Annotated in this window: 20 protein-coding genes and 2 tRNA genes; 12 read left to right on the forward strand and 10 right to left on the reverse strand. The window is 33.9% G+C overall.

Annotated elements, in window-relative coordinates; all coding sequences use genetic code 11:
* The coding region (locus ACUTSE_RS06590; RefSeq protein WP_445639625.1) for an RHS repeat domain-containing protein at positions 1-2,377 on the forward strand (2,377 nt) is incomplete at its 5' end.
* Positions 2,378-2,523: 146 nt separating this feature from the next.
* Here the strand turns inward: ACUTSE_RS06590 and ACUTSE_RS06595 are convergent.
* Both ACUTSE_RS06595 and truA read right to left on the reverse strand, forming a co-directional pair.
* Complete coding sequence (locus ACUTSE_RS06595; protein ID WP_002986991.1) at positions 2,524-4,278, reverse strand: ABC transporter ATP-binding protein; 1,755 nt, start codon at positions 4,276-4,278, stop codon at positions 2,524-2,526.
* Entirely contained in the window at positions 4,275-5,012 is a 738-nt protein-coding gene (gene truA, locus ACUTSE_RS06600; RefSeq protein WP_445639626.1) for a tRNA pseudouridine(38-40) synthase TruA, read from the reverse strand. The genes ACUTSE_RS06595 and truA overlap by 4 nt, the downstream gene beginning before the upstream one ends.
* A gap of 312 nt (positions 5,013-5,324) precedes the next feature.
* On the opposite strand from truA, the gene ACUTSE_RS06605 reads away from it, so the two are divergent.
* Together ACUTSE_RS06605 and ACUTSE_RS06610 are read left to right on the forward strand one after the other, a co-directional pair.
* Positions 5,325-6,605, forward strand: coding sequence for a M64 family metallopeptidase (locus tag ACUTSE_RS06605; protein WP_445639627.1), 1,281 nt, complete (start codon positions 5,325-5,327; stop codon positions 6,603-6,605).
* Positions 6,606-6,635: 30 nt separating this feature from the next.
* A complete protein-coding gene (locus ACUTSE_RS06610) occupies positions 6,636-7,148 on the forward strand; it encodes a metallophosphoesterase family protein (protein WP_115091363.1) in 513 nt (170 codons plus the stop codon).
* Positions 7,149-7,192: 44 nt separating this feature from the next.
* On the opposite strand, the gene ACUTSE_RS06615 is transcribed toward ACUTSE_RS06610, so the two are convergent.
* A complete protein-coding gene (locus tag ACUTSE_RS06615) occupies positions 7,193-7,609 on the reverse strand; it encodes a DUF4293 domain-containing protein (protein WP_036462561.1) in 417 nt (138 codons plus the stop codon).
* Between the two features lie 193 nt (positions 7,610-7,802).
* Between ACUTSE_RS06615 and rho the strand changes: the two genes are divergently transcribed.
* Positions 7,803-9,617, forward strand: coding sequence for a transcription termination factor Rho (rho, locus tag ACUTSE_RS06620; protein ID WP_445639628.1), 1,815 nt, complete (start codon positions 7,803-7,805; stop codon positions 9,615-9,617).
* 130 nt (positions 9,618-9,747) lie between these two features.
* The gene (locus ACUTSE_RS06625; RefSeq protein WP_259189151.1) at positions 9,748-10,116 is read left to right on the forward strand and encodes a hypothetical protein; all 369 of its coding nucleotides are present in this window, start codon (positions 9,748-9,750) and stop codon (positions 10,114-10,116) included.
* 563 nt (positions 10,117-10,679) lie between these two features.
* On the opposite strand, the gene ACUTSE_RS06630 is transcribed toward ACUTSE_RS06625, so the two are convergent.
* On the reverse strand, positions 10,680-11,546 hold the full coding sequence (locus ACUTSE_RS06630) for a hypothetical protein (RefSeq protein WP_445639629.1): 867 nt from the start codon (positions 11,544-11,546) through the stop codon (positions 10,680-10,682).
* Positions 11,547-11,831: 285 nt separating this feature from the next.
* On the opposite strand from ACUTSE_RS06630, the gene ACUTSE_RS06635 reads away from it, so the two are divergent.
* Both ACUTSE_RS06635 and ACUTSE_RS06640 read left to right on the forward strand, forming a co-directional pair.
* Positions 11,832-12,707, forward strand: a complete 876-nt coding sequence (locus tag ACUTSE_RS06635) for a hypothetical protein (protein ID WP_445639630.1) — start codon at positions 11,832-11,834, stop codon at positions 12,705-12,707.
* Between the two features lie 268 nt (positions 12,708-12,975).
* Positions 12,976-13,049: transfer RNA gene (locus ACUTSE_RS06640), tRNA-Arg, on the forward strand.
* Positions 13,050-13,259: 210 nt separating this feature from the next.
* Here the strand turns inward: ACUTSE_RS06640 and ACUTSE_RS06645 are convergent.
* Positions 13,260-14,276, reverse strand: coding sequence for a hypothetical protein (locus tag ACUTSE_RS06645; protein ID WP_445639631.1), 1,017 nt, complete (start codon positions 14,274-14,276; stop codon positions 13,260-13,262).
* 718 nt (positions 14,277-14,994) lie between these two features.
* Between ACUTSE_RS06645 and ACUTSE_RS06650 the strand changes: the two genes are divergently transcribed.
* The 3 genes from ACUTSE_RS06650 to ACUTSE_RS06660 all read left to right on the forward strand — a co-directional run bounded on the left by ACUTSE_RS06650 (position 14,995) and on the right by ACUTSE_RS06660 (position 16,735).
* A tRNA-Arg gene (locus tag ACUTSE_RS06650) sits at positions 14,995-15,068 on the forward strand.
* Positions 15,069-15,710: 642 nt separating this feature from the next.
* Positions 15,711-16,055: a hypothetical protein gene (locus tag ACUTSE_RS06655; protein ID WP_445639632.1), complete on the forward strand. Its 345-nt coding sequence runs from the start codon at positions 15,711-15,713 to the stop codon at positions 16,053-16,055.
* A gap of 5 nt (positions 16,056-16,060) precedes the next feature.
* Complete coding sequence (locus ACUTSE_RS06660) at positions 16,061-16,735, forward strand: hypothetical protein (protein WP_445639633.1); 675 nt, start codon at positions 16,061-16,063, stop codon at positions 16,733-16,735.
* Positions 16,736-16,771: 36 nt separating this feature from the next.
* Here ACUTSE_RS06660 and ACUTSE_RS06665 read toward each other — a convergent pair whose 3' ends face one another.
* Both ACUTSE_RS06665 and ACUTSE_RS06670 read right to left on the reverse strand, forming a co-directional pair.
* Complete coding sequence (locus ACUTSE_RS06665; protein WP_445639634.1) at positions 16,772-17,053, reverse strand: hypothetical protein; 282 nt, start codon at positions 17,051-17,053, stop codon at positions 16,772-16,774.
* Between the two features lie 547 nt (positions 17,054-17,600).
* Entirely contained in the window at positions 17,601-18,119 is a 519-nt protein-coding gene (locus tag ACUTSE_RS06670) for an AbiH family protein (RefSeq protein WP_445639763.1), read from the reverse strand.
* 67 nt (positions 18,120-18,186) lie between these two features.
* On the opposite strand from ACUTSE_RS06670, the gene ACUTSE_RS06675 reads away from it, so the two are divergent.
* Together ACUTSE_RS06675 and ACUTSE_RS06680 are read left to right on the forward strand one after the other, a co-directional pair.
* Positions 18,187-18,531 carry a hypothetical protein gene (locus ACUTSE_RS06675; protein WP_445639635.1) on the forward strand — a complete coding sequence of 115 codons (345 nt, stop codon included), beginning with the start codon at positions 18,187-18,189 and terminating at the stop codon, positions 18,529-18,531.
* 5 nt (positions 18,532-18,536) lie between these two features.
* Complete coding sequence (locus tag ACUTSE_RS06680; RefSeq protein ID WP_445639636.1) at positions 18,537-19,196, forward strand: hypothetical protein; 660 nt, start codon at positions 18,537-18,539, stop codon at positions 19,194-19,196.
* 36 nt (positions 19,197-19,232) lie between these two features.
* Here the strand turns inward: ACUTSE_RS06680 and ACUTSE_RS06685 are convergent, their stop codons facing one another.
* Genes ACUTSE_RS06685 through ACUTSE_RS06695 form a run of 3 tightly spaced genes read right to left on the reverse strand, consistent with a single transcriptional unit; the run spans position 19,233 to position 20,174 of the window.
* The gene (locus tag ACUTSE_RS06685) at positions 19,233-19,634 is read right to left on the reverse strand and encodes a hypothetical protein (RefSeq protein WP_445639637.1); all 402 of its coding nucleotides are present in this window, start codon (positions 19,632-19,634) and stop codon (positions 19,233-19,235) included.
* Positions 19,627-19,788: a hypothetical protein gene (locus ACUTSE_RS06690; protein WP_445639638.1), complete on the reverse strand. Its 162-nt coding sequence runs from the start codon at positions 19,786-19,788 to the stop codon at positions 19,627-19,629. Before ACUTSE_RS06690 ends, ACUTSE_RS06685 begins: the two co-directional genes overlap by 8 nt.
* Entirely contained in the window at positions 19,788-20,174 is a 387-nt protein-coding gene (locus tag ACUTSE_RS06695; RefSeq protein ID WP_445639764.1) for a hypothetical protein, read from the reverse strand. The genes ACUTSE_RS06690 and ACUTSE_RS06695 overlap by 1 nt, the downstream gene beginning before the upstream one ends.
* Between the last annotated feature and the right edge of the window lie 38 nt (positions 20,175-20,212).

The following is a 20,212-nucleotide window of genomic DNA, read 5'->3' on the forward strand; positions in this document are numbered from 1 at the left end:
CGAGTATCACTATGAGGATGCTTCTCCTGTTCCTTCCACGGTGATTCAGCCCGATGGGACAGCTATCGATTACGCCTATATTGCAGAGCTAGGCAATGCCATTGCTCAAATTGAGGCGGATGATTTAATCCAGGCTTTTGAATACGATAGCACAACGGGCGCATTAATCGAATCGGCAGAGGGAATGGCCACCAATCAGAACTATTGGAACGACTATGGGTTGCTTGAAACAGAAACGCTAACAGTCAATGGCGATGCTTATGATGTGGATTACCAGTGGACTTTGAGAGGAAAACCTATTTCGCATAGCGATATTACAGGCGCACAAACGCAGTATGAGCGCGATGGGCATGGCAGGGTGAGTCGCATTGTCGATCAGGATGTAACGGCTGATTTATTCTATGATGCTTTGGGACGCCTAGACAAGAAAATAGTAGAAGACAACCATTCATACACTAAAATCGAAACGGAATTTGAATATAATGAATTCAATCAGCCGTTGGTGGAAATCATCAAGGACAGCAAAGGCACACAATTGCGTTTAGAGCGAAGTTGGCTTAGAAATGGGTTGCTAAACAGACAAGTAACCAAGTTAAATGGCAACAGCATTAAAGAAGAAGATTATACCTATGATGTGCGCAATCGCTTGGTGGAATATAGCATTAGTGGGAGTGAATTTCCAAAGGATGGCTATGGGCAGGCTTTTCGCAAACAGGTGTATGAATACGATGCGTTGAATAATTTACTAACGGTGGAGACCACGCTGGAAAATTATCAGGTAGATGTGGCGGAATATAACTATGAGAATCGTGCTGATCCGACCCAGCTGACCAGCGTGACGCATTCCCATGGATTTTATCCTGCAACTATTGAATTGGAATACGACACTTGTGGGCGCATGACAGTGGATGAAGCAGGTAGAAACCTGAGCTATGACGCTTTTGGACGACTTGTTGAACTAGAAGGGGCGCAAGATAGCACCTACCAATACAACGCGAATAATCAACTGGTCAATCAAACCGTAGCGGGAGATCAGAATTGCCAGCTGTATTACCGCGCAGGGGAACTGGTCAATCAAGTACTGGTGGAAGAGGATAAGAAAGTGCGTTGGATTAAAAGTGGAGCAACGTGCTTGGCGGTCAACGATGATCAGGATGTTATCTTAACGGCAAATGGGCAGAATGAAAGCTTGTTGTGGTCGGTGAAAAACAGTGATTCTCAAGGAGAACTACACCAATATGGAGCGTATGGACAGGGAGAAGCAGAAGAATATCTACCTGCTTTTAATGGGGAGCGAAAAGACCCAATCAGTGGGCATTACCACTTGGGCAATGGATATCGTTCGTATAGCCCCGTCTTGATGCGTTTTACTTGTCCCGATAGTATGAGTTCGTTTGGAGCGGGTGGAATCAATGCCTATGCCTATTGTGCAGGCGATCCAATTAACCTCATTGATCCTTCGGGGCACAGTGCTATGGGGACAGCGGGGTTGCTCTCTGGAGGGGTAATTGCACAGGGATTAGGCCGATTAGGTGCAGGCGGAGGAATTGCCTTAGGGATTATTGGAATTGTTAGTGCTGTTGCAACCTTTGGTGCTTCTGCTGCTGCAATGGGAGTCGCGATGGCGAGTATATCCCTGACCCTTAGTTTAGCTGCTGAGGCAACGGGAATTGCTAGTATTGCTGCAGGAAATAACAACCCAGAGTTATCAGCTAAATTAGGTTGGGCTTCACTGGGATTGGGAATTGCGGGGATGGGAACAGGATTTTACTCAAAACCTACTAAGCTATCCAATAAAATAGGCATACAAAGTAGTGCGAGCAGTATTCCAATAGAAACACGTTTTTATCAAGAATATCCTCCTCTTAATGTGAACTCTCCTGCTACTGGGGAGGGGAGCATCATAAGAATTGTAGCAGGAGATAACTATAATATGGAACAACCTAACAAAGTTGTTGTAATAGGACATGGAGATAATATTGTGGAGAATAATGGGACGTTTACTTCCATACGGCCAGTTGGTTTTCATGCTGAAGAAAGTCAAACATTATTTTTGGACGCAGAGGCTTTGCTTAAAGGAGAAATAAATTTAGGTAACGCAAGGGTTAATTATCCAAGTGGACACAGAATACCAGAACAAATAATAAGTGCCCCGCTTCTTGATGTGTTAGACCCAATAACAAGAGTGCGACGTAGAGATACATTAGCATCTTCTATAAATCGTATTAATAATGCTATACATCAGAACCCTGATCTTCCATATCATGTTGCATACATTGCTACAGATAATCCTATAGAGATATCAGAAGTGACACGTCTATTACAGCAATATTTTACAGAAATTGAGTACATTTGTTGTCGAGGTATATTCCCCTGAATAGGAATAAATGGAGCGTTAATTATTTACTTGGATTTACAAGTAAAAAAAGTTCGTTGCCATCATTTTAATAAGGAAAATAAAAAAATCCTACAGCAAGACTCTTCTTGTTGGAGGATTTTTTTATTAGAAATGAATAGATAAATTTAAGCTGATTCTACCACTTTAAATTGCGATTCATATAAGTTTCTATAGTATCCGTTATCATAGGTCAATAACTCTTGATGCGTTCCTTTTTCCACAATTTTACCTTTATCCATGACAATGATTACATCCGCATTGACGATGGTTGCCAAACGGTGTGCAATGATAATGGATGTTTGATTGTGCGTCAAGTAGTCCGTCGCTTTTTGAAGGAGTTCTTCTGAATGTGAATCAATCGAAGAGGTTGCTTCATCGAGAATTAAAATACTCGGTCTACTTACATAGGCACGTAAGAAGGCAATCAACTGGCGTTGTCCTGAAGACAACATCACACCGCGTTCTTTTACGTCATAATCATATCCACCAGGTAAATTTACAATGAATTCGTGAATGCCTATCTTCTTTGCAGATTCAATGACAAACTCTCTCGTGATATCAGGATTATGTAGGGTGATATTATTCAGAATACTATCGCTAAACAAGAAAACATCTTGTAAAACAATGGCAATTTGTTTGCGCAAGGACGCTAATTCAAAATCGTGAATATCAATATGGTCAATTTTAATTGTTCCTGCATTGATATCATAAAAGCGATTCAATAAATTGATGATGGTCGATTTACCTGCGCCAGAGGATCCTACAATTGCAACAGTTTGTCCTGCTTTAATCTCTAAGTTAATTCCTTTTAATACTTCTACACCAGGAATATAACTGAAATGAACGTTGTGTAAAGAAATATCTCCTTTGAAAGCTGGTGCTTGAATGGTACCTGTATTTTCAATGGTTTCATCCATTTCCAATACTTCAAATACGCGTTCTGCTGCAATAATTCCCATTTGCATCACGTTAAATTTATCCGCAATTTGACGTAAAGGGTTAAACAACATGCTGATTAACATGGTATAAGCAAATAAATCCCCAAAAGTAGTGAGGTTATCTCCTTGAACAATAGACATCCCTCCATACCAAATCACCATTCCCAAGGTTAAGGATGAAACGATATCGGCAATTGGAAAGAAAATAGAGTTATATAAAATATTTTTTAACCAAGCTTGGTTGTGCTTTTCATTGATTTCTTTGAATTTTTCATATTCAATTTCTTCACGTGTGAATAGTTGAACAATCTTCATCCCTGAAATACGCTCTTGTACGAATGTATTGAGGTTGGCAATTTGTGTACGAACTTCTTGGAAGGCGTCTTTCATTTTAATTTGGAAGATTCGCGTTGCATAAAGTAAAATAGGCATGGCTAATAAAACAATACAGCTTAATTTCCAGTTCATGTAAAACATAATCCCCAATACAACAACCATTTTCAACAAGTCACTGACAATCATAAATAATCCCTGACTGAAGATGCTGGCAATCGATTCGATATCTGAAACAGAACGCGTGACTAATTTCCCTACAGGTTCATTGTCAAAATAACGCATGCGAAAAGAAATAATTTTCTTAAACAATTGTTCGCGAATATCTTTGACAATGTCTTGTCCTAACCAACTTGCCCAATAGGTAAATAGAAATTGGAATAAGACTTCAAGAAAGAGCACAATACCCATTAAACCGACATAGAGCAATAATCCATTTTGGTCTTGTGGTTGTACATAGCTATTCACTGTTTCTTTGACCATATACGGACGTGCCGCAGCAAAGATGGATAGCGCAATGGCGAAGAATACGACCCAGCGGAATCTACTTTGGTACGGTTTGGCGTACGCTAAGGTTTTACGCAAGGATATAGAATTTAATTTTTTCATAAATAAGGGTAACCTACTTTCGTTAAAAATAAGCCTTTTCCGGGAACTGAAAAACCAGCTTTTCCTCGGTCTTTGCTTTCAATGATGGCTCTGAAATCATCAAGGGTAATTTTGTGTAACCCCACATTGATTAAAGTCCCAACAATGGCACGTACCATATTGCGCAAAAAGCGATTGGCACTTACCGTGAATATCAGCTGATTGTCATTTGTTTGGGTCCAAACTGCTTTGTAAATGGTGCAGTTAAACGTAAAAACGTCTGTATGCGTTTTAGAAAAACATTCAAAATCTTCATATTCAAATAGTATTTGTGCCGCTTGATTCATCAAAGCAATATCTAAAGGGCGATGATGGTAATAGCTCAAAGGATGGACAAAAGCATCTTTGAATAAGTGCATGTGATATTCATAGGTCCGATGTGTTGCATCAAATCGCGCATGTGCTTCTGCATCTACGCTGTGAAATTGATAGACAACAATATCGGGAGGTAAAAAAGAATTCATCTTTTGAATTAAAGCTGCAGAATCAAAAGGTAGATCATAATCAAAATGAGCAAACATTTGTTTTGCATGCACACCCGCATCAGTTCTACCTGCACCAACTAGTTCAATGGGTTGACGCAGTAAAGTTGAAATAGCCTCAGTTAATGTTTGCTGTACAGTAGGTGCGTTGGGCTGTAATTGCCATCCATGATACGCTGTGCCATTATACGCAAATTCGATAAAATATCTCAAAATTAAATTCGTTTTTAAGCTTACAAATATACTTTAAAAATGTGAAAAATGGGAGATTGGATATTGGAAATGGGAGATGATAAGCATACACTATTACTTATTTACAAGAGAATCAATTGAAAAAACAAGGAAGGCTTTTTTGTTTTTCCTTTTTTGTTCCATGCATCAATCAGTTGAAAAATTTATCTTTTGCATAAAGATTTATTTTCTTCTCAAAAGAGTCTAAGAAACATCACAGCACCACAAAAAAACGAAAAGACAAAAAAAGTAATGAAATAGTCCTATTTTTACTTTTTGAAAACGATAAAGACGATGAGAAAAATAAAGAAGATTGTTTTAGCTTTGCTGTGTAGTGGGTTATTCACAGTGGTACAAGCACAAGATTTTAATCAATATTTTGAAAACAAGACGTTGCGCTTGGATTATATTTTTGGAGGAAATGCCCAAGAGCAGTTTATCGTACTAGATGAATTGGCTCGCTATCCAGAATGGGCAGGAAGAACCCATCACTTGAGTGAAAATACACTGAGAGGAAATGGGCAGGTGCGTTTGTATGACGAAGCTACTAATCAATTAATTTACACCACAAGTTTTAGTACCCTCTTTCAGGAGTGGCTTTCTACAGAAGAGGCTGAAAGAGCAACGAAGAGTTTTGAAAATGTTTTTCTCGTTCCATTTCCCAAGCAAAAAACCAAAGTTGAAGTCGTTTTATTCGATGTAAATGGACAAGAAAAAAGTACGTTAACACATTGGATTCAACCTGAGGATATCCTGATTCACGATAAGGGAATCGCTGGAGTAACCCCTCATGAATATATACATCAAGCTAAAGACAATAGGAAGGCAATTAACGTTGTTTTTGTTGCAGAAGGTTATACAGCGGCTGAAATGAATCAATTTGTGGAAGCAGCTAAAGTTTCTGTAGATGAAATATTGAAACATCAACCTTTTGGGCAATTTGGCGATTATTTTAATTTCATTGCTGTAAAAAGTCCATCAACAGATTCAGGCGTAAGTGTACCAAGAAAAGGAGAATGGAAAAAAACAGCTGTAGCTTCTAATTTTGATACGTTTTATTCCGAGCGTTATTTGACAACAAATCGACTGAAACAACTACACGATTTACTTGCAGGAATTCCGTATGAACATATTATTATTTTAGCAAATACAAATGTATATGGAGGAGGAGGTATTTACAATTCCTATACGTTGACAACGACTGGACATAAAGATTTTAAACCCGTGGTTGTGCATGAATTTGGACATAGTTTTGCAGGGTTAGCCGATGAGTATTTTTATGAACAAGATGTATTGAGTGATTTCATTTCCAATCAAACGGAACCTTGGGAGCAAAATATCACTACGTTAAAAGATTTTGACTCTAAGTGGAAAAGTCAATTAAAGAAAGGAACTCCAGTGCCGACTCCCTTGAATCAAGCTAAAAAATATCCAATAGGTGTTTATGAAGGATTGCCAGGGAATGGCATTTACAAAGGAGAATTGGAATGTCGTATGCGTACCAATCAACACGATAAATTTTGTGTGGTATGTCAGCATGCAATAGAAAATTTAATTCACTTTTATATTGATTAATTGTTGTAAAACAAACGAAAACTCAATGCATTGAAAAAAATATTATTACTATCAGATACCCATAGTTGTATCGATGAATCCATCTTGAAATATGTCAAACAAGCCGATGAAGTTTGGCATGCTGGTGATATTGGAAACCTTCAAGTGACAGATGAAATAAAGAAGTATAAACCCTTGCGTGCAGTATATGGCAATATAGATGATGCGGAGGCGCGGTTAGAATTTCCAGAAGAACAAGTCTTTGTTTGTGAAGGAATGAAGGTATATATGATTCATATAGGCGGATATCCCGGTAAATACCGAACCCAAGTAAAAAATCAATTGTTGCGCGAAAAACCAGGGCTGTATATCTGTGGACATTCCCATATTTTAAAAATACAATATGATCCACAGTATAGCGTGTTACACTTAAATCCTGGGGCAGCGGGGATTAGTGGTTTTCACCAAGTTCGAACGATGTTGCGCTTTGTGTTAGACCAAGGTAATATTAAAGATATGGAGCTCATCGAGTGGCCTAAAAACAAAAAAACCGAACAATTCTAAATTGTTCGGTTTTTTTTACGCACTAATAAACTAAGATGTTAGGTTTATCGTAAGCGATCCACAGATTTTACAAGATCTTCATCCTTCTTGATGGCTTTGTTTGCTAATACAAGCAACACGATAGAAACAATAGGGAGGAACATCCCAATACCTTTCTCAGAAACGATTTCTGACGCTTCTCCAGATACAGTTAGTGTTCGATAAACAAATAATCCTAATAGTATAACGTTTAATATCATAGTCAGTCTGTTGCAAACAAACTGTCGTTGTCTATTTTTATAATTCATGATACTAACAAGTGTTAATGCTGTACATACACCAAAAAGAATGGTGTAACTAGGAATGAACATAAAGTAAATTTCTTCTTGTTTAGCATTGTACCATAATGGAAAAACAAAGGGTAATACGCCAAGCACAATAAGAGCTAGGGTCATATATACGGTTTGAATTCGCTGTAGCATGATGATTAGATTTCTGTAACTCACACAAAAGTAAGGTTTCTTTTTTATAAAAACCTATTAAATATTAAAAATAATTCGTATTATTGCAACAGTTATGTCGTAAGTACTTCATAATACGACACTTCTACTAACAAAAATTCCATTCTTATTTTTTAAGACACAACTCATTTATTTATAATCTATAAACATTTATATGTTTGACATTTCCCAATTAGAAAAAATGAAGGTTTCTGACCTTCAGGAGATCGCGAAGAAGGCTAAGCTGACTAAGGTGTCGACTTTAAAAAAAGGAGAGTTAATTGAGCGAATTATAGCGCTTCAGACTCCGACAGAAGCTAAAGCGCCAAAGCCTGTTGCGAAAAAAGAAAAAGCGGTTGAAGCTGAAACGGTTCAAGCTGTGCCAGCAGAAGCTACTGCAGTAGAAAAACCTAAACGCCCAAGGCTAGCTAAACAAGCGACGGAAGTTGAAGCAACTCCGGTGGAAGGGAAACAACAGAAGGTAACTGAAACAACAAATCAATCGACAAAACCTTCAAGAGGAGAACAAGCAGATGCAGAAGCAAGCAAAGCCGACCAACCTGCTCAACCTCGTGATAATCGAAAAGAGTTTACCGCAAAGAAGAAAAATGACAATACAAAGCGCGATTTTCAAAAACGCGACTTTAAAAATAATAGAAAGCAACAAGGAGAAGATCAACGTCAAGGAGTTGCCCAAGATACTACAAAAAGCGAAACTGAATCTTCAGTTGTAAGCGACCAGCCTGTGGTTGAACAAGAAAACAAGAAACAACACCACAATCAACAAGGCAATAAAAATCAACAACGAAATCAAAACCAATCCAACAACAATAACGCCCAACAAAAAAATAATTTCAGAGAACCTGATTATGAGTTCGATGGTATTATTGAAAGTGAAGGTGTGTTGGAGATGATGCCTGACGGTTATGGTTTCTTGCGTTCTGCCGATTACAATTATTTATCCTCTCCAGATGATATTTATTTATCTCAATCACAAATCCGCCTTTTTGGATTGAAAACTGGAGATACAGTAAAAGGAGTTGTACGCCCTCCAAAAGAAGGAGAAAAATTCTTCCCTTTGGTACGCGTATTAAAAATCAATGGTCATGATCCTCAAAGTGTGAGAGACCGTGTATCTTTTGAACATTTAACACCGATTTTCCCTACAGAGAAATTCAAATTAGATGGGCATAGAAGTACAACGTCAACGCGTATTATGGACATGTTTGCTCCAATTGGTAAGGGACAACGTGGAATGATCGTTGCTCAACCAAAAACGGGAAAAACGATGTTGTTGAAAGATGTTGCTAATGCTATTGCTGCGAATCACCCAGAGGTTTATTTGATTGTTTTATTGATCGATGAGCGTCCAGAGGAGGTTACAGATATGCAACGTAGCGTTAGAGCAGAAGTAATTGCTTCTACTTTTGATGAACCAGCAGAACGTCACGTAAAAGTGGCTAATATCGTTTTAGAAAAAGCAAAACGCTTGGTAGAGTGTGGACACGATGTGGTTATCTTATTGGATTCCATTACGCGTTTAGCTCGTGCTTATAACACAGTACAACCAGCTTCAGGAAAAGTATTGAGTGGTGGAGTGGATGCGAATGCATTACAAAAACCAAAACGTTTCTTTGGAGCTGCTCGTAATATTGAAAATGGAGGGTCGTTGAGTATTATTGCTACGGCATTAGTAGATACAGGATCTAAAATGGACGAAGTTATTTTCGAAGAGTTCAAAGGAACAGGGAACATGGAACTTCAATTGGATCGTAAATTGGCGAATAAACGCATTTACCCTGCGATTGACATCACTTCTTCAAGTACACGTCGCGATGATGAGTTATTAGACAGAGATGCTTTACAACGCACGTGGACTGTTCGTAAGGTAATGGATGATATGAATTCAATCGAAGCGATGACTTCTATTATTGATTCAATTAAAAATACAAAAAATAACGAAGAGTTCTTTGCAGAAATTCAAGGATAATTAGTGATTTTGAATATAAGCAAAAAGAGATAGTGCCGTAGGGGACTATCTCTTTTTTTATTTTTTTAAAGGAGTAACTGGATAGTTTACTATTTTTGCGCCATCAATTACGTTGAATCGAATATTCTAAATGATCAAGTTTATATTCCTATTGTTAGTTTTATTATTGGACTACCTAAGTTATCGCTATGGGAAGTCCCAGATAGCTATGCAACGTAAAAGCATTAAATTTAAAAGAAGATCCCTCCAAAAAACGTGGTCAGAAAAACGAGCACAACTGGAAGAAAAGACCAAGCAACTAGAACGAGAAATTAAGGAAGAAGAGGATGATTTTGACGATTTTATAGATAAAGACACCTTTAATTTCTTACTCGCTGGGGCTATTGCTACTCTCTTGTTTTTAATAGTAGGATTGTTTACTGGGAATCCGTTATACTTTTACCTTATCATCTTTCTGATTACGACGTTGGTTTATGTGTATTACACTAAAATACAATAAACAGTCTCTATTTTTAGGCAAAGTCGAATTAAATTCACATCAAAATAAATTGAAATTGGGGATGAATATCATTTTAAATAATGCTATCTCCATTTAGTTAAAACCAGAAAAAAAAGCCTATCAGTAAGAAAGAATCAATAGTTAATTCCCTTTCCGATAAGCTTTTTAAGTACAAATTATAAGGATACTTCCCTATACGATATGTAATTGATTAGTTAGCTTCTTTGTGATTTTTAATGAAGTGAAATAAGACAAACTTCTAGTTCTAAGTTAAGAAAAATAAAGCGAACAGACTAGGAAATCTGTTTTTTTAAGATAATGTGTAGTTTTTGTGTATGATTGAGCTTTCAGTTTTGAATATGATTTATCTAACATTATTGTTTATATCCATATTAACTTTGACAATTATTTTTTGAGGATAAATAATAAAAACTCCATCTTTTTGGATGGAGTTTTTTAAATAGTTCTCCTTAATTTGTTTAGTTGTGTTTAAAATAGAGAAAATTATTTTCTCGTTACATTTGTCAACTTAGCTTCTTAGGGTTGTGATTTTTTTATTAATCTTATGGAATTTGTTTTAGATAAACTATTACGTCCGTAGCATTCGTTTGTATACCTACTTCATAATTACGCCCATTATGAGAAAAATGATGGGTATCTTTATACTGACTTTTACGTTCAATGGTGATACATATCTCGCGTGATTCTTTGTGATAAACTAATCTTTCCCCAAAATATGAGTCAATGTACCCAACATTAACCCAGGGAGTTGGCAGACCATTTTGTAGTAAGTTGTGAGGGAAATTCATTTTTACAGTAGAACTAGAAACAGGAGTTGTTTTATTTTTTACGTCAAATTTGATGAAAAATAGCTTCCCCATTTTTCCGATGATATCCCTTTCAACATTTCTAACAATACTTCCCGTATAATTGAAATTGAATGCGTTGGTGTTTGGATACCCCGGAACTTGAAAAGGAACCGCACTGTATGAAGTATATGTTTTTTGCTGATTAGGGTTTAGAGTAATAGCTTCTGCGGGAATGAAGTTTCCAAATTTTTTCCCGTTGGTAATAAGGTTAGGTGAGTAATAAATGCTAGATGGATCAAATATCTTTAAATTACTTGAATTGCTGGGTGAATTGGGCCATAAAATGTCTGTAATATTTGGATCGAAATCAAAACCTCCATAGCCAAAATAAGGAGTAAATGTAAAGTATAAATCGGTTGCATTTATTAATTTGTAATTAATATAACCATTGGGGAGGACTCCCATATCCATATAACCTGAAGCATCTGCATAATAAGGAGAGCTATATCCAATAGCGGGATCAATTGTTTTTGTTTCTAATAATGTAGATTGAATGTCTTTTTCATCTTGAGAACAAGAAAATAGGATTAATGCTAATCCAAATAATAAAATTCTTTTCATAATACAATGTATTTAAATTGGTTCTTCTAAAGTTATTGAATTTTGTATATGTATTGAAGATCAGATTTCTATTTTATAAAAATATACAGTTTTTCTATACTTAAAAGTAAGTGGAATTATATGTAGATGATAAGGTAATGGCTGTTTTTTTATGGGAAAAGGTGTTAAATATAACAATGATGTAGTTTAACTGTATAATTTGTTAAATGTGTTTTGTAAATTTTTTAACATTGTTTTTTTTAATTAAGTTTAATTAACCAATTAAAATTTAATTTTATGAAAAAAATGTTAGTATTAATAGTATCATTGATGCTATTTAGCTGTAGTAGTGATTCGATTTCAGAATCAAAAGAAAGCATGGACTATTCCAATGTAAACACAACATTAAACGTGGAAATAGAAAAGACTCGAGCAGATTTTGAAGAGTACTATCGTATGTTTATGTTTGGTAAAGATCCTATGACAAAAGAAGATTTTGTAGGAAAACTATATCAATACGCTTATGATTATTTGAAAGCTTTAGATATAACCCCTCCATTAGATAAAGAGGAAGCTGTAGGGCTGGCTTTTGCTAACTATTATGAAATGAATTCAGTGTCTTCTTCTTCTGGAAAAAATGGGATTGCTCGATCAATTGAAATTATCAATAATACACAGCATGATTTGCAAATCCCAGCCTTAATTACTGTGATGACGGATAATAGTACCATGTTTGATTATTTACATATTGTTGATCCTATAAAGATTGCTCCTTATCACTCATTTGCGTTACAGCAGATTAATAATAGGTTTGATTTTCCATTTTGTTCTCCGACACATACTGTAGCATGGCATAATTATCATCATCCTCTTCCTCATGTACTTAATATTGCTTGTAGCGATGTTCCAAGTCTTTCTAATGTTGCTGCAATAACTAACTTTATGTACATGCCTTTGTTTAAAACTGATTTCTTTTATGCAAATACAGAAAATCCAACTGGTTTGAGTGGGGGATATGATCCTGTAGCGCGTAATGCGAATCGTCACATCATTAATATAGGTGAAATTACTCGTGTACCCGTGGGGCTAATGTCACATTATGGAGAACAAATGTTAGTATCAGAAGTTGCTTTAATTCTTGGTGGTACTGATGTTCATGTGATTGAAATAAGTATTGAATAAAATAAAGTAAGAAAAAGTTCATCATACGATGAACTTTTTTTATGTCTAGATTAAAGTAGAGGGCGAATACTTCTAAGTAAACAGGCTAGAAACTTTTATATGTATTGATTATACTATGTACTTTGATTCATAAGAAAAAAAACTTTTGCGCTAAGCCTCTCTCAATTAAACAATTAATAAATAGCTTTAAAAAAACATCTATTTTTTCCTTATTCTAGTTTGGTTTTACAGAATATCGTCTTATATTTGCACTCGCAATAAGCAACAAGGCCACGTGGCGCAACTGAATAGCGCATCTGATTACGGCTCAGAAGGTTGCAGGTTTGAATCCTGCCGTGGTCACAAAAAGCAAGAGGCTATTAAAAAGCCTAAAACAAAACCCCGTCTTTTTTAGATGGGGTTTTACTTTTTTTAGAAAGCCTCATTATATCGAATCAAGTACAAAACAATTTGAATCAATATATACGAAACATTATTCGTTAGTTCGTAATACAACAAAATCCTACTCAGATTAATCAAAGTAGGATTTTGTTTTATTTTTAATTTAGTATTTTAAGGTAAAGCCATTATTGCTGCTTCTAATTGTTGATAGTTTGTTGTAGAAATCAAACTATTATTCGGTATTACATAACTTGAATTATTTCCAAGAGTTGTAGAGAAAATACTATAAACATAATTTCCATTCATTTCAGCTACAAAAATAAGATGAACGTTTAAACCTACAGATGCTATATCTGAAGAAAATTTAAATGAATTTGTTCCTGAATTAAATGTATCCAATTGAAAAATCATATTATTTTGCCCTTCAACCGCTACATATACAGAAGAATTTGTTTGATCAAAATTTGATGGTACAATTACTTTTACATTGGTTTTGTCTCCTGGGAAATTAATTAATTTATCAACATTACACCATCCTAAACTACGAGAGTTATTAATTAATATATCATATACCGGCTCCTTTTCTCTTCCATTAAAGACTTTTCCATCATTTTCGAAAATTAAATCATTTGGATTTGCTGGTAGCCAGGTTAAATCACCATTATCATCAATATCTCCATTCCATAAAACCATACCTCGAGGATCTGCATCTGAATTCTGTGCATCGATATTTACTTTAATAGGGCGAACTATTTCTACTTGTTCTCTTTCATATCTAATATCTATATAAAACTCGCCACCTGTAACCAATAGGTCTTTTTCTCCATTGATTAAAGCCATTGTTGGTGTATTAGCTACTACCATTTTACTTTTCTCAAAAATCTCTATATAATCTATATCTAAAATACCATTAATATCTTCACCGTTTCTTGTTTTAATTGAATAAGGTGGAATTACAATATTAGAATTATTGTCTGCATGAAAAATAGCACCTCTTTCTGCATAATAATAAATTCTACCTCCTCGGTTAAGGTCAACCAAAGCATTTTTTCTAAGATTTCTTAGGTTATCATTAACTCTTAATGTTGTGTTTAAATTTGGATTTTCACTGTCAGTATTAACTGAATCCGAACTACAAGAAGCAAGCGTTAATGACAAAGTCAATAACATAAATAAAATTTTCTTCATAATTTAAAATTTAAATTGGTAATTATTTTTAATTCTTCTTTCAATTCTACTTTTCAATAAGTAAAATCAGCTATTATATCTCATAAAATATTCCGGACTAATTTTCAAAAGACATTACAGTATTGTAAATTTAGTTAAATAAAGTTAATTAACAACAGTTTGTTAAAAAATATTTAATATATATGCGTAATGTGGGTGTTTTATGGATGATAATATACGTTTAAGTGCTAAAATATATGGTATTTCGTACTTTTGTTAAGTGATTGGTAATTGCTGATTAATATTAATTGCATAGTAAAAAGAATAAATTTTCTAAAAAGGATAAAAACAAAGTGGGGAGTCCAACAAGGTCACTCTCTATGTTTTGTATTTAAAAGGGAATGATGTAATTAAAGGAAAGAAACTAATTTCTGTAGGTCTGGAATTTGTTTTTTGAATTTTTGCAATGCAATTTTGATAGAAGTAACAGATAATCTAAAAAAAATATTTGATTTTAAGTGTCTGTAAATTAGTAAGTATGCTTTAATTTGTTTTGTAAGACCTATAAAAATTACAATATAGTTTTGCTAGTTGTATCTATTTACCTATATTTGCACCCAGTTAAACAAACGATTTGCTGTATAATAGTTGTGTAAAACACAGGTAAAAGTATGATAGCTAATTGTTTTCCATTGCAGTATGAAAATTAAAAGTAATCCTGACTTGGTCACAAAATTAAGGCGATGTGGCGCAACTGAATAGCGCATCTGATTACGGCTCAGAAGGTTACAGGTTTGAATCCTGTCATCGTCACAAAAAGGAAAACCCTACACATTTGTGTAGGGTTTTTTTATGCTATTTAGCCTAATTGTATAAAATGGATCAAGTGCAAAACGTGATCAAGTACAAAACTTGGGGATAGCATAAAAAAGAGCGTTTTTTTAAGTAAGCTTTTCCGATTCGTATATCCTGAAAAATAAAAAAACCTCTTCCATTTTTGTCATCCTGACGAAGGAAGGAGAAGGGGCGCATCCTATACACCCTATTCCATTTATATTTTCTTAGGTAAAAAGTTTAGTCAATCTCAAGAGAAAGAATGCTTTATCTCTAACTCCTCTGTACATCATTCTAATGTATTTAATTTTAGCATGAAAAGATCCAGTAGAGGTATTGGCTCTACTGTCATTATAATAGTGTAGTTTGTAGTATAGCTGCAATAATTCGTAATCCGCATAAAGGCTTTATGGACATTAAATGATTTAAGATTTGGATATTCTATCTAATTAAACTAATAGGCTTAGGCTTGTTTCTGAAATATATAGTGTGAGAATAGTTGTTAGGTATTTTTTTGATGTAGTGTAGCTAAATTGTATTAAATGTTAATTATTATATTTATTTTTTTAAGTTAAATTAACATTTATTATATTTAACTAACCAATTTTAAAATTATATATTATGAAAAAAATCTTATTCCTAGCTATAGGATGCGCGTTTTTTACTATTAGTTGTAGTAATGAAACTGAAAACATTGGCAATCTAAATGATAGCCATAATAAAACTGAATTGAATACAAATTCTAGTATAAGACAGAGTACAGAATATAAAGACTTTGACAAACTTTATATGGACTTTATACATGGTAGAATTGATATCAAGCAATTTTTATACACTACTGAAAGCTTTAATACTGCTGTGGCATTTTTACTTTCTATAGGAGAGTATAGCATGGGAGGATATACCACACAAGAAGATATCATGACCTACGCATTAACAAAATATTTAGAAATAACAAACAGTTAACAGCTATGAAAAAAATTATAACACTATTATTTGTTCTTGCATTCACTAGTACAAGTTTTGCAACTAGAATTTTAACAATACGAAATTCTTCTCCTTACACTAAAAATTTTTATGCATTAGAGATGATATTTTCTGACCCAGTTACAACCACCCCTCCAGGACCCTATCTTCATGCTATTGTCGGTCATTATGTTCAATTAAATCCTGGAGAATTTATTACATTTAGTAATTTTCATTCTACTGATATCAATGAATTTAATTATTGTCCTGCTCCATCAAGTGAATATAAAATGATCCGTAATCCAGAACCTCGGCATCCTCTAACACCTCTAATACCAATATTTCCTTATTTACCTACTTCTACTTTTCAGTGGCATATTCCTAATAATGACATATGGCCTATAATTGAATTTAAAGCAGTTAAATGTAATGAAGTGCCTCAACTACCTAGTTCACTTGGACCACGTGCTATGTTCAGAGGATTTAAAGTTGCTAATCAAGGATCTGCACCAAAGGAAGGAGTAGATTATTTAATAGCAAAAGGCCAAGATTATATGCATAGATACTATGACAATACAGTAGAAGGGGGTGGTAGAATGTTTCAAATTAGAGAAACTTTTTTACAGCTTCCTTCTAGTGCTAACCCTACTTTAGAGATACAAGAAATTATTTTTCTATAACCCCTTACCCCTTTTATTTGAAAAAGGGGTTTTTTATTACAATATCTTAACCATCTCTATTGTTTGAATAGACCCTTTAATATATTGACAATCTAAAAAGTGGTTGATTAAAGAAGCGTTTTTAAGATTGGTATAAGCTACTTTGTAACCTTGGCTTTTAGCTATTTTGCCAAGTTCATTGATAAGCGAAACTAAAGCTTCTTTTCTATCCGATTCGCGATAGTTTGGATTCGACACAACAAACTCAATCCAACACATTTTTGAATTAGTATAGTATATGAATCCTGTACAGATATTAATACCTTCTTTTGCAAGCATAATTCCGCAGGTTCCATTGTTAGGCAACATTTCTTGTTGGGGAGGAGGGAATCTCCACTAAGTCCACCAAGAAACTAATTCTAGGTAATCTTCTTCTTTTAAAACACGAGCATTAAACATAACTTTTATGATATTGGAGTTAAGAGCAAATAATTCAACTTGCTTATCATCATTATTTATCGTTTCTATCTGTATAATACCATATATTTCTCCTCTATCTACGATATACCTATTAGAACATGGATTGTTTAATTCGAATGGGATATATATCGCATGCAGCTAAAGATGAAAATAAAAATGAGCATCTTTATACCATGACAGCAAAAGCATGTCAAATTTGCTAAGAAATGCGCGAAATGCTGTTGGGAGAGTAGATTACCAGTTGAATTATATAATCCAAAAGAAGCTTCTAAAAGCGATTTGATTAAGGCATAAATTATTGAAAAGCTGAAAAAAGAAAAACCCAAAACAGTGAAAGTGCTTTGGGTTTGGAAAAATTAGAAGAATTTATCTTGTCAAATGTTTTTTATCTAAGGTGTAAATAAACTTAATTGTTTATTTTTAAATTATCAAGTTTAACAAAATTTATAGTAGTACTTGATATCCCCATACTATTAAGTGTTTCTTCATGTCTGTTATATTCTTCATTATTATAATATGATACTGTCCATTTAACATGAGTGTTTATATGTTTATCTAATTCCTTAAAATAAGGAAGATCTACCTTCGACATTGAATGCCCAGAAATAAATATTTCTTCAATTGTATTTAGTTGTTTAAAAAAAGATGCTTTTTGTTTAATTATTCTTTTTGTTGGTTTAAATGTTCCTTTAAAATACTTCGTTATTCTATTTTTCCCTTCATCATACGAAAAGTCATCATAATTTTCATCATAATTATTATCCCATTTGTCTATTTCATCAGGGTTTAAACCATTTGGTGGTTGATGTCGTCTTACTTCAAAACTTTCTTTTAGGGGGTGTTTATTTCTGAAATATATAGTGTGAGAATAGTTGTTAGGTATTTTTTGATATAGTATAGTTAAAGTGTATTTGATGTTAATTATTACATTTGTTTTTTAAGTTAAATTAACATTTGTTATATTTAGCTAACCAATTTTAAAATTATTTATTATGAAAAAAATCTTATTCCTAGCTATAGGATGTGCATTTTTTACTGTCAGTTGCAGTAATGAACCAGAAAACAATGGTAATCTAAATGGTAGCCATGATAAAACTGAATTGAATGCAAATTCTAGTATAAGACAGAGTACAGAATACAAAGACTTTGATAAACTTTATATGGACTTTATACATGGTAGAATTGATATCAAGCAATTTTTACACTCTACCGAAAGCTTTAATACTGCTGTGGCATTTTTACTTTCTATAGGAGAGTATAGCATGGGAGGATATACCACACAAGAAGATATCATGACCTATGCATTAACAAAATATTTAGAAATAACAAACAGTTAACAGCTATGAAAAAAATTATAACACTATTATTTGTTCTTGCATTCACTAGTACAAGTTTTGCAACTAGAATTTTAACCATACGAAATTCTTCTACTGTTATTAAAAATCTTTACGCACTAGAGATGATATTTTCTGACCCAGCTATAAACCCAGGACCCTATCTTCATGCTGTTGTCGGTCATTATATTCAATTAAAACCTGGTGAATTTATTACATTTAGTAATTTTCATCCTACTGATATAAATGAATTTAATTATTGTCCTGCTCCATCAAGTAAATATACAATGATACGTAATCCAGAACGGCTGCATCCTTCTGGTGGTCCTCTACCACCATTGTTTCCTTATTTACCTACTACTGATGTTCAGTGGAGTATTCCTACATATCAGTACCCTGTGTCTTCATATAAAACAGTTAAATGTAATGAAGTTCCTCAACTACCTAGTTCACTTGGCCCACGTGCTATGTTCAGAGGATTTAAGGTTGCCAATCAAGGATCTACACCAACTAATGGAGTAGGTCTTTTAGTAGCAAATGGTCAAGATTGGATGCATACATATTCTGACTATACGGTAGGTCAATCCTTTAATATTAGAGAAACTTTTTTACAGCTTCCTTCTAGTGATAACCCTACTTTAGAGATACAAGAAATTATTTTTCTATAACCCCTTACCCCTTTTATTTGAAAAAGGGGTTTTTTATTACAATATCTTAACCATCTCAGTTGTTTCTGTAGAGCCTTTAATATATTGAAAATCTGCAAAGTGATTGATTAAAGATGCGTTTTTTAGCTTAGTATAAGCTGCTTTGTAACCTTGGCTTTTAGCTATTTCTCCAAGTTTATTGATAAGCGAAACTAAAGCTTCTTTTCTATCCGATTCGCGATAGTTTGGATTCGACACAACAAACTCAATCCAACACATTTTTGAATTAGTATAGTATATGAATCCTGCACAGATAGTAATACCTTCTTTTGAAAGCATAATTCCGCAGGTTCCATTGTTAGGCAACATTTCCTGCAAAGGAGGAGGAAACCTCCACCAGGTCCACCAAGAAACTAATTCTAGGTCATCTTCTTTTTTTAAAACACGAGCATTAAACATAACTTTTTACGATATTGGAGTTAATAGCAAATAATTCAATTGGCTTATCATCATTATTTATCATTTCTATATCCGCATAATAACCGCGTATTTCTCCTCCATCAATTCTAGCGTTTCTGCTAGATAGGATAAAGAACCCATTATAATTGTCCACTAGGTTGACATCAAATCGAATAGAGGTTTATCAATTATATTTCTAATTAAAAGTGATTGATCTCCATCTAATTTAAATAGTTGATTCCCAACATTTGTAAGCTCTGAAACTTTTTTAAAGAATAAAGTATCAGAATTATTACTTTGGAAAGTTCCCATTCCTAGAGCATTTCCATTAAAATTCTCTATTTGTTCATTACCTTTTAAATAAGCAAAATACCTGCTTTCCTTATCTTTTAAAGTTTTAGGTGTTAATGATGTCTTAGCTAAATTAGTTTTAACAGAAACACTCCAAGGAGCACTTCCTTCAATGATAAAGTTTTTGAATATCTTATCATCTGTTTGAGCCTCATTAAATACAGTACTAATTTTTGAAGGATATTTTATATCAAAAAATGTTAGTTATTGGATTTGTTTTATCAATA

This window comes from Myroides sp. TSA_177.3 (assembly GCF_052691955.1).

Bases quoted from the DNA above. Each gene is read 5' to 3' on its own strand.
- ACUTSE_RS06595 (WP_002986991.1), bottom strand. From the start codon at position 4,278: ATGAAAAAATTAAATTCTATATCCTTGCGTAAAACCTTAGCGTACGCC.
- ACUTSE_RS06605 (WP_445639627.1), top strand. From the start codon at position 5,325: ATGAGAAAAATAAAGAAGATTGTTTTAGCTTTGCTGTGTAGTGGGTTA.
- ACUTSE_RS06615 (WP_036462561.1), bottom strand. From the start codon at position 7,609: ATGCTACAGCGAATTCAAACCGTATATATGACCCTAGCTCTTATTGTG.
- rho (WP_445639628.1), top strand. From the start codon at position 7,803: ATGTTTGACATTTCCCAATTAGAAAAAATGAAGGTTTCTGACCTTCAG.
- ACUTSE_RS06625 (WP_259189151.1), top strand. From the start codon at position 9,748: ATGATCAAGTTTATATTCCTATTGTTAGTTTTATTATTGGACTACCTA.
- ACUTSE_RS06630 (WP_445639629.1), bottom strand. From the start codon at position 11,546: ATGAAAAGAATTTTATTATTTGGATTAGCATTAATCCTATTTTCTTGT.
- ACUTSE_RS06635 (WP_445639630.1), top strand. From the start codon at position 11,832: ATGTTAGTATTAATAGTATCATTGATGCTATTTAGCTGTAGTAGTGAT.
- ACUTSE_RS06645 (WP_445639631.1), bottom strand. From the start codon at position 14,276: ATGAAGAAAATTTTATTTATGTTATTGACTTTGTCATTAACGCTTGCT.
- ACUTSE_RS06655 (WP_445639632.1), top strand. From the start codon at position 15,711: ATGAAAAAAATCTTATTCCTAGCTATAGGATGCGCGTTTTTTACTATT.
- ACUTSE_RS06660 (WP_445639633.1), top strand. From the start codon at position 16,061: ATGAAAAAAATTATAACACTATTATTTGTTCTTGCATTCACTAGTACA.
- ACUTSE_RS06665 (WP_445639634.1), bottom strand. From the start codon at position 17,053: ATGCTTGCAAAAGAAGGTATTAATATCTGTACAGGATTCATATACTAT.
- ACUTSE_RS06675 (WP_445639635.1), top strand. From the start codon at position 18,187: ATGAAAAAAATCTTATTCCTAGCTATAGGATGTGCATTTTTTACTGTC.
- ACUTSE_RS06680 (WP_445639636.1), top strand. From the start codon at position 18,537: ATGAAAAAAATTATAACACTATTATTTGTTCTTGCATTCACTAGTACA.
- ACUTSE_RS06685 (WP_445639637.1), bottom strand. From the start codon at position 19,634: ATGTTTAATGCTCGTGTTTTAAAAAAAGAAGATGACCTAGAATTAGTT.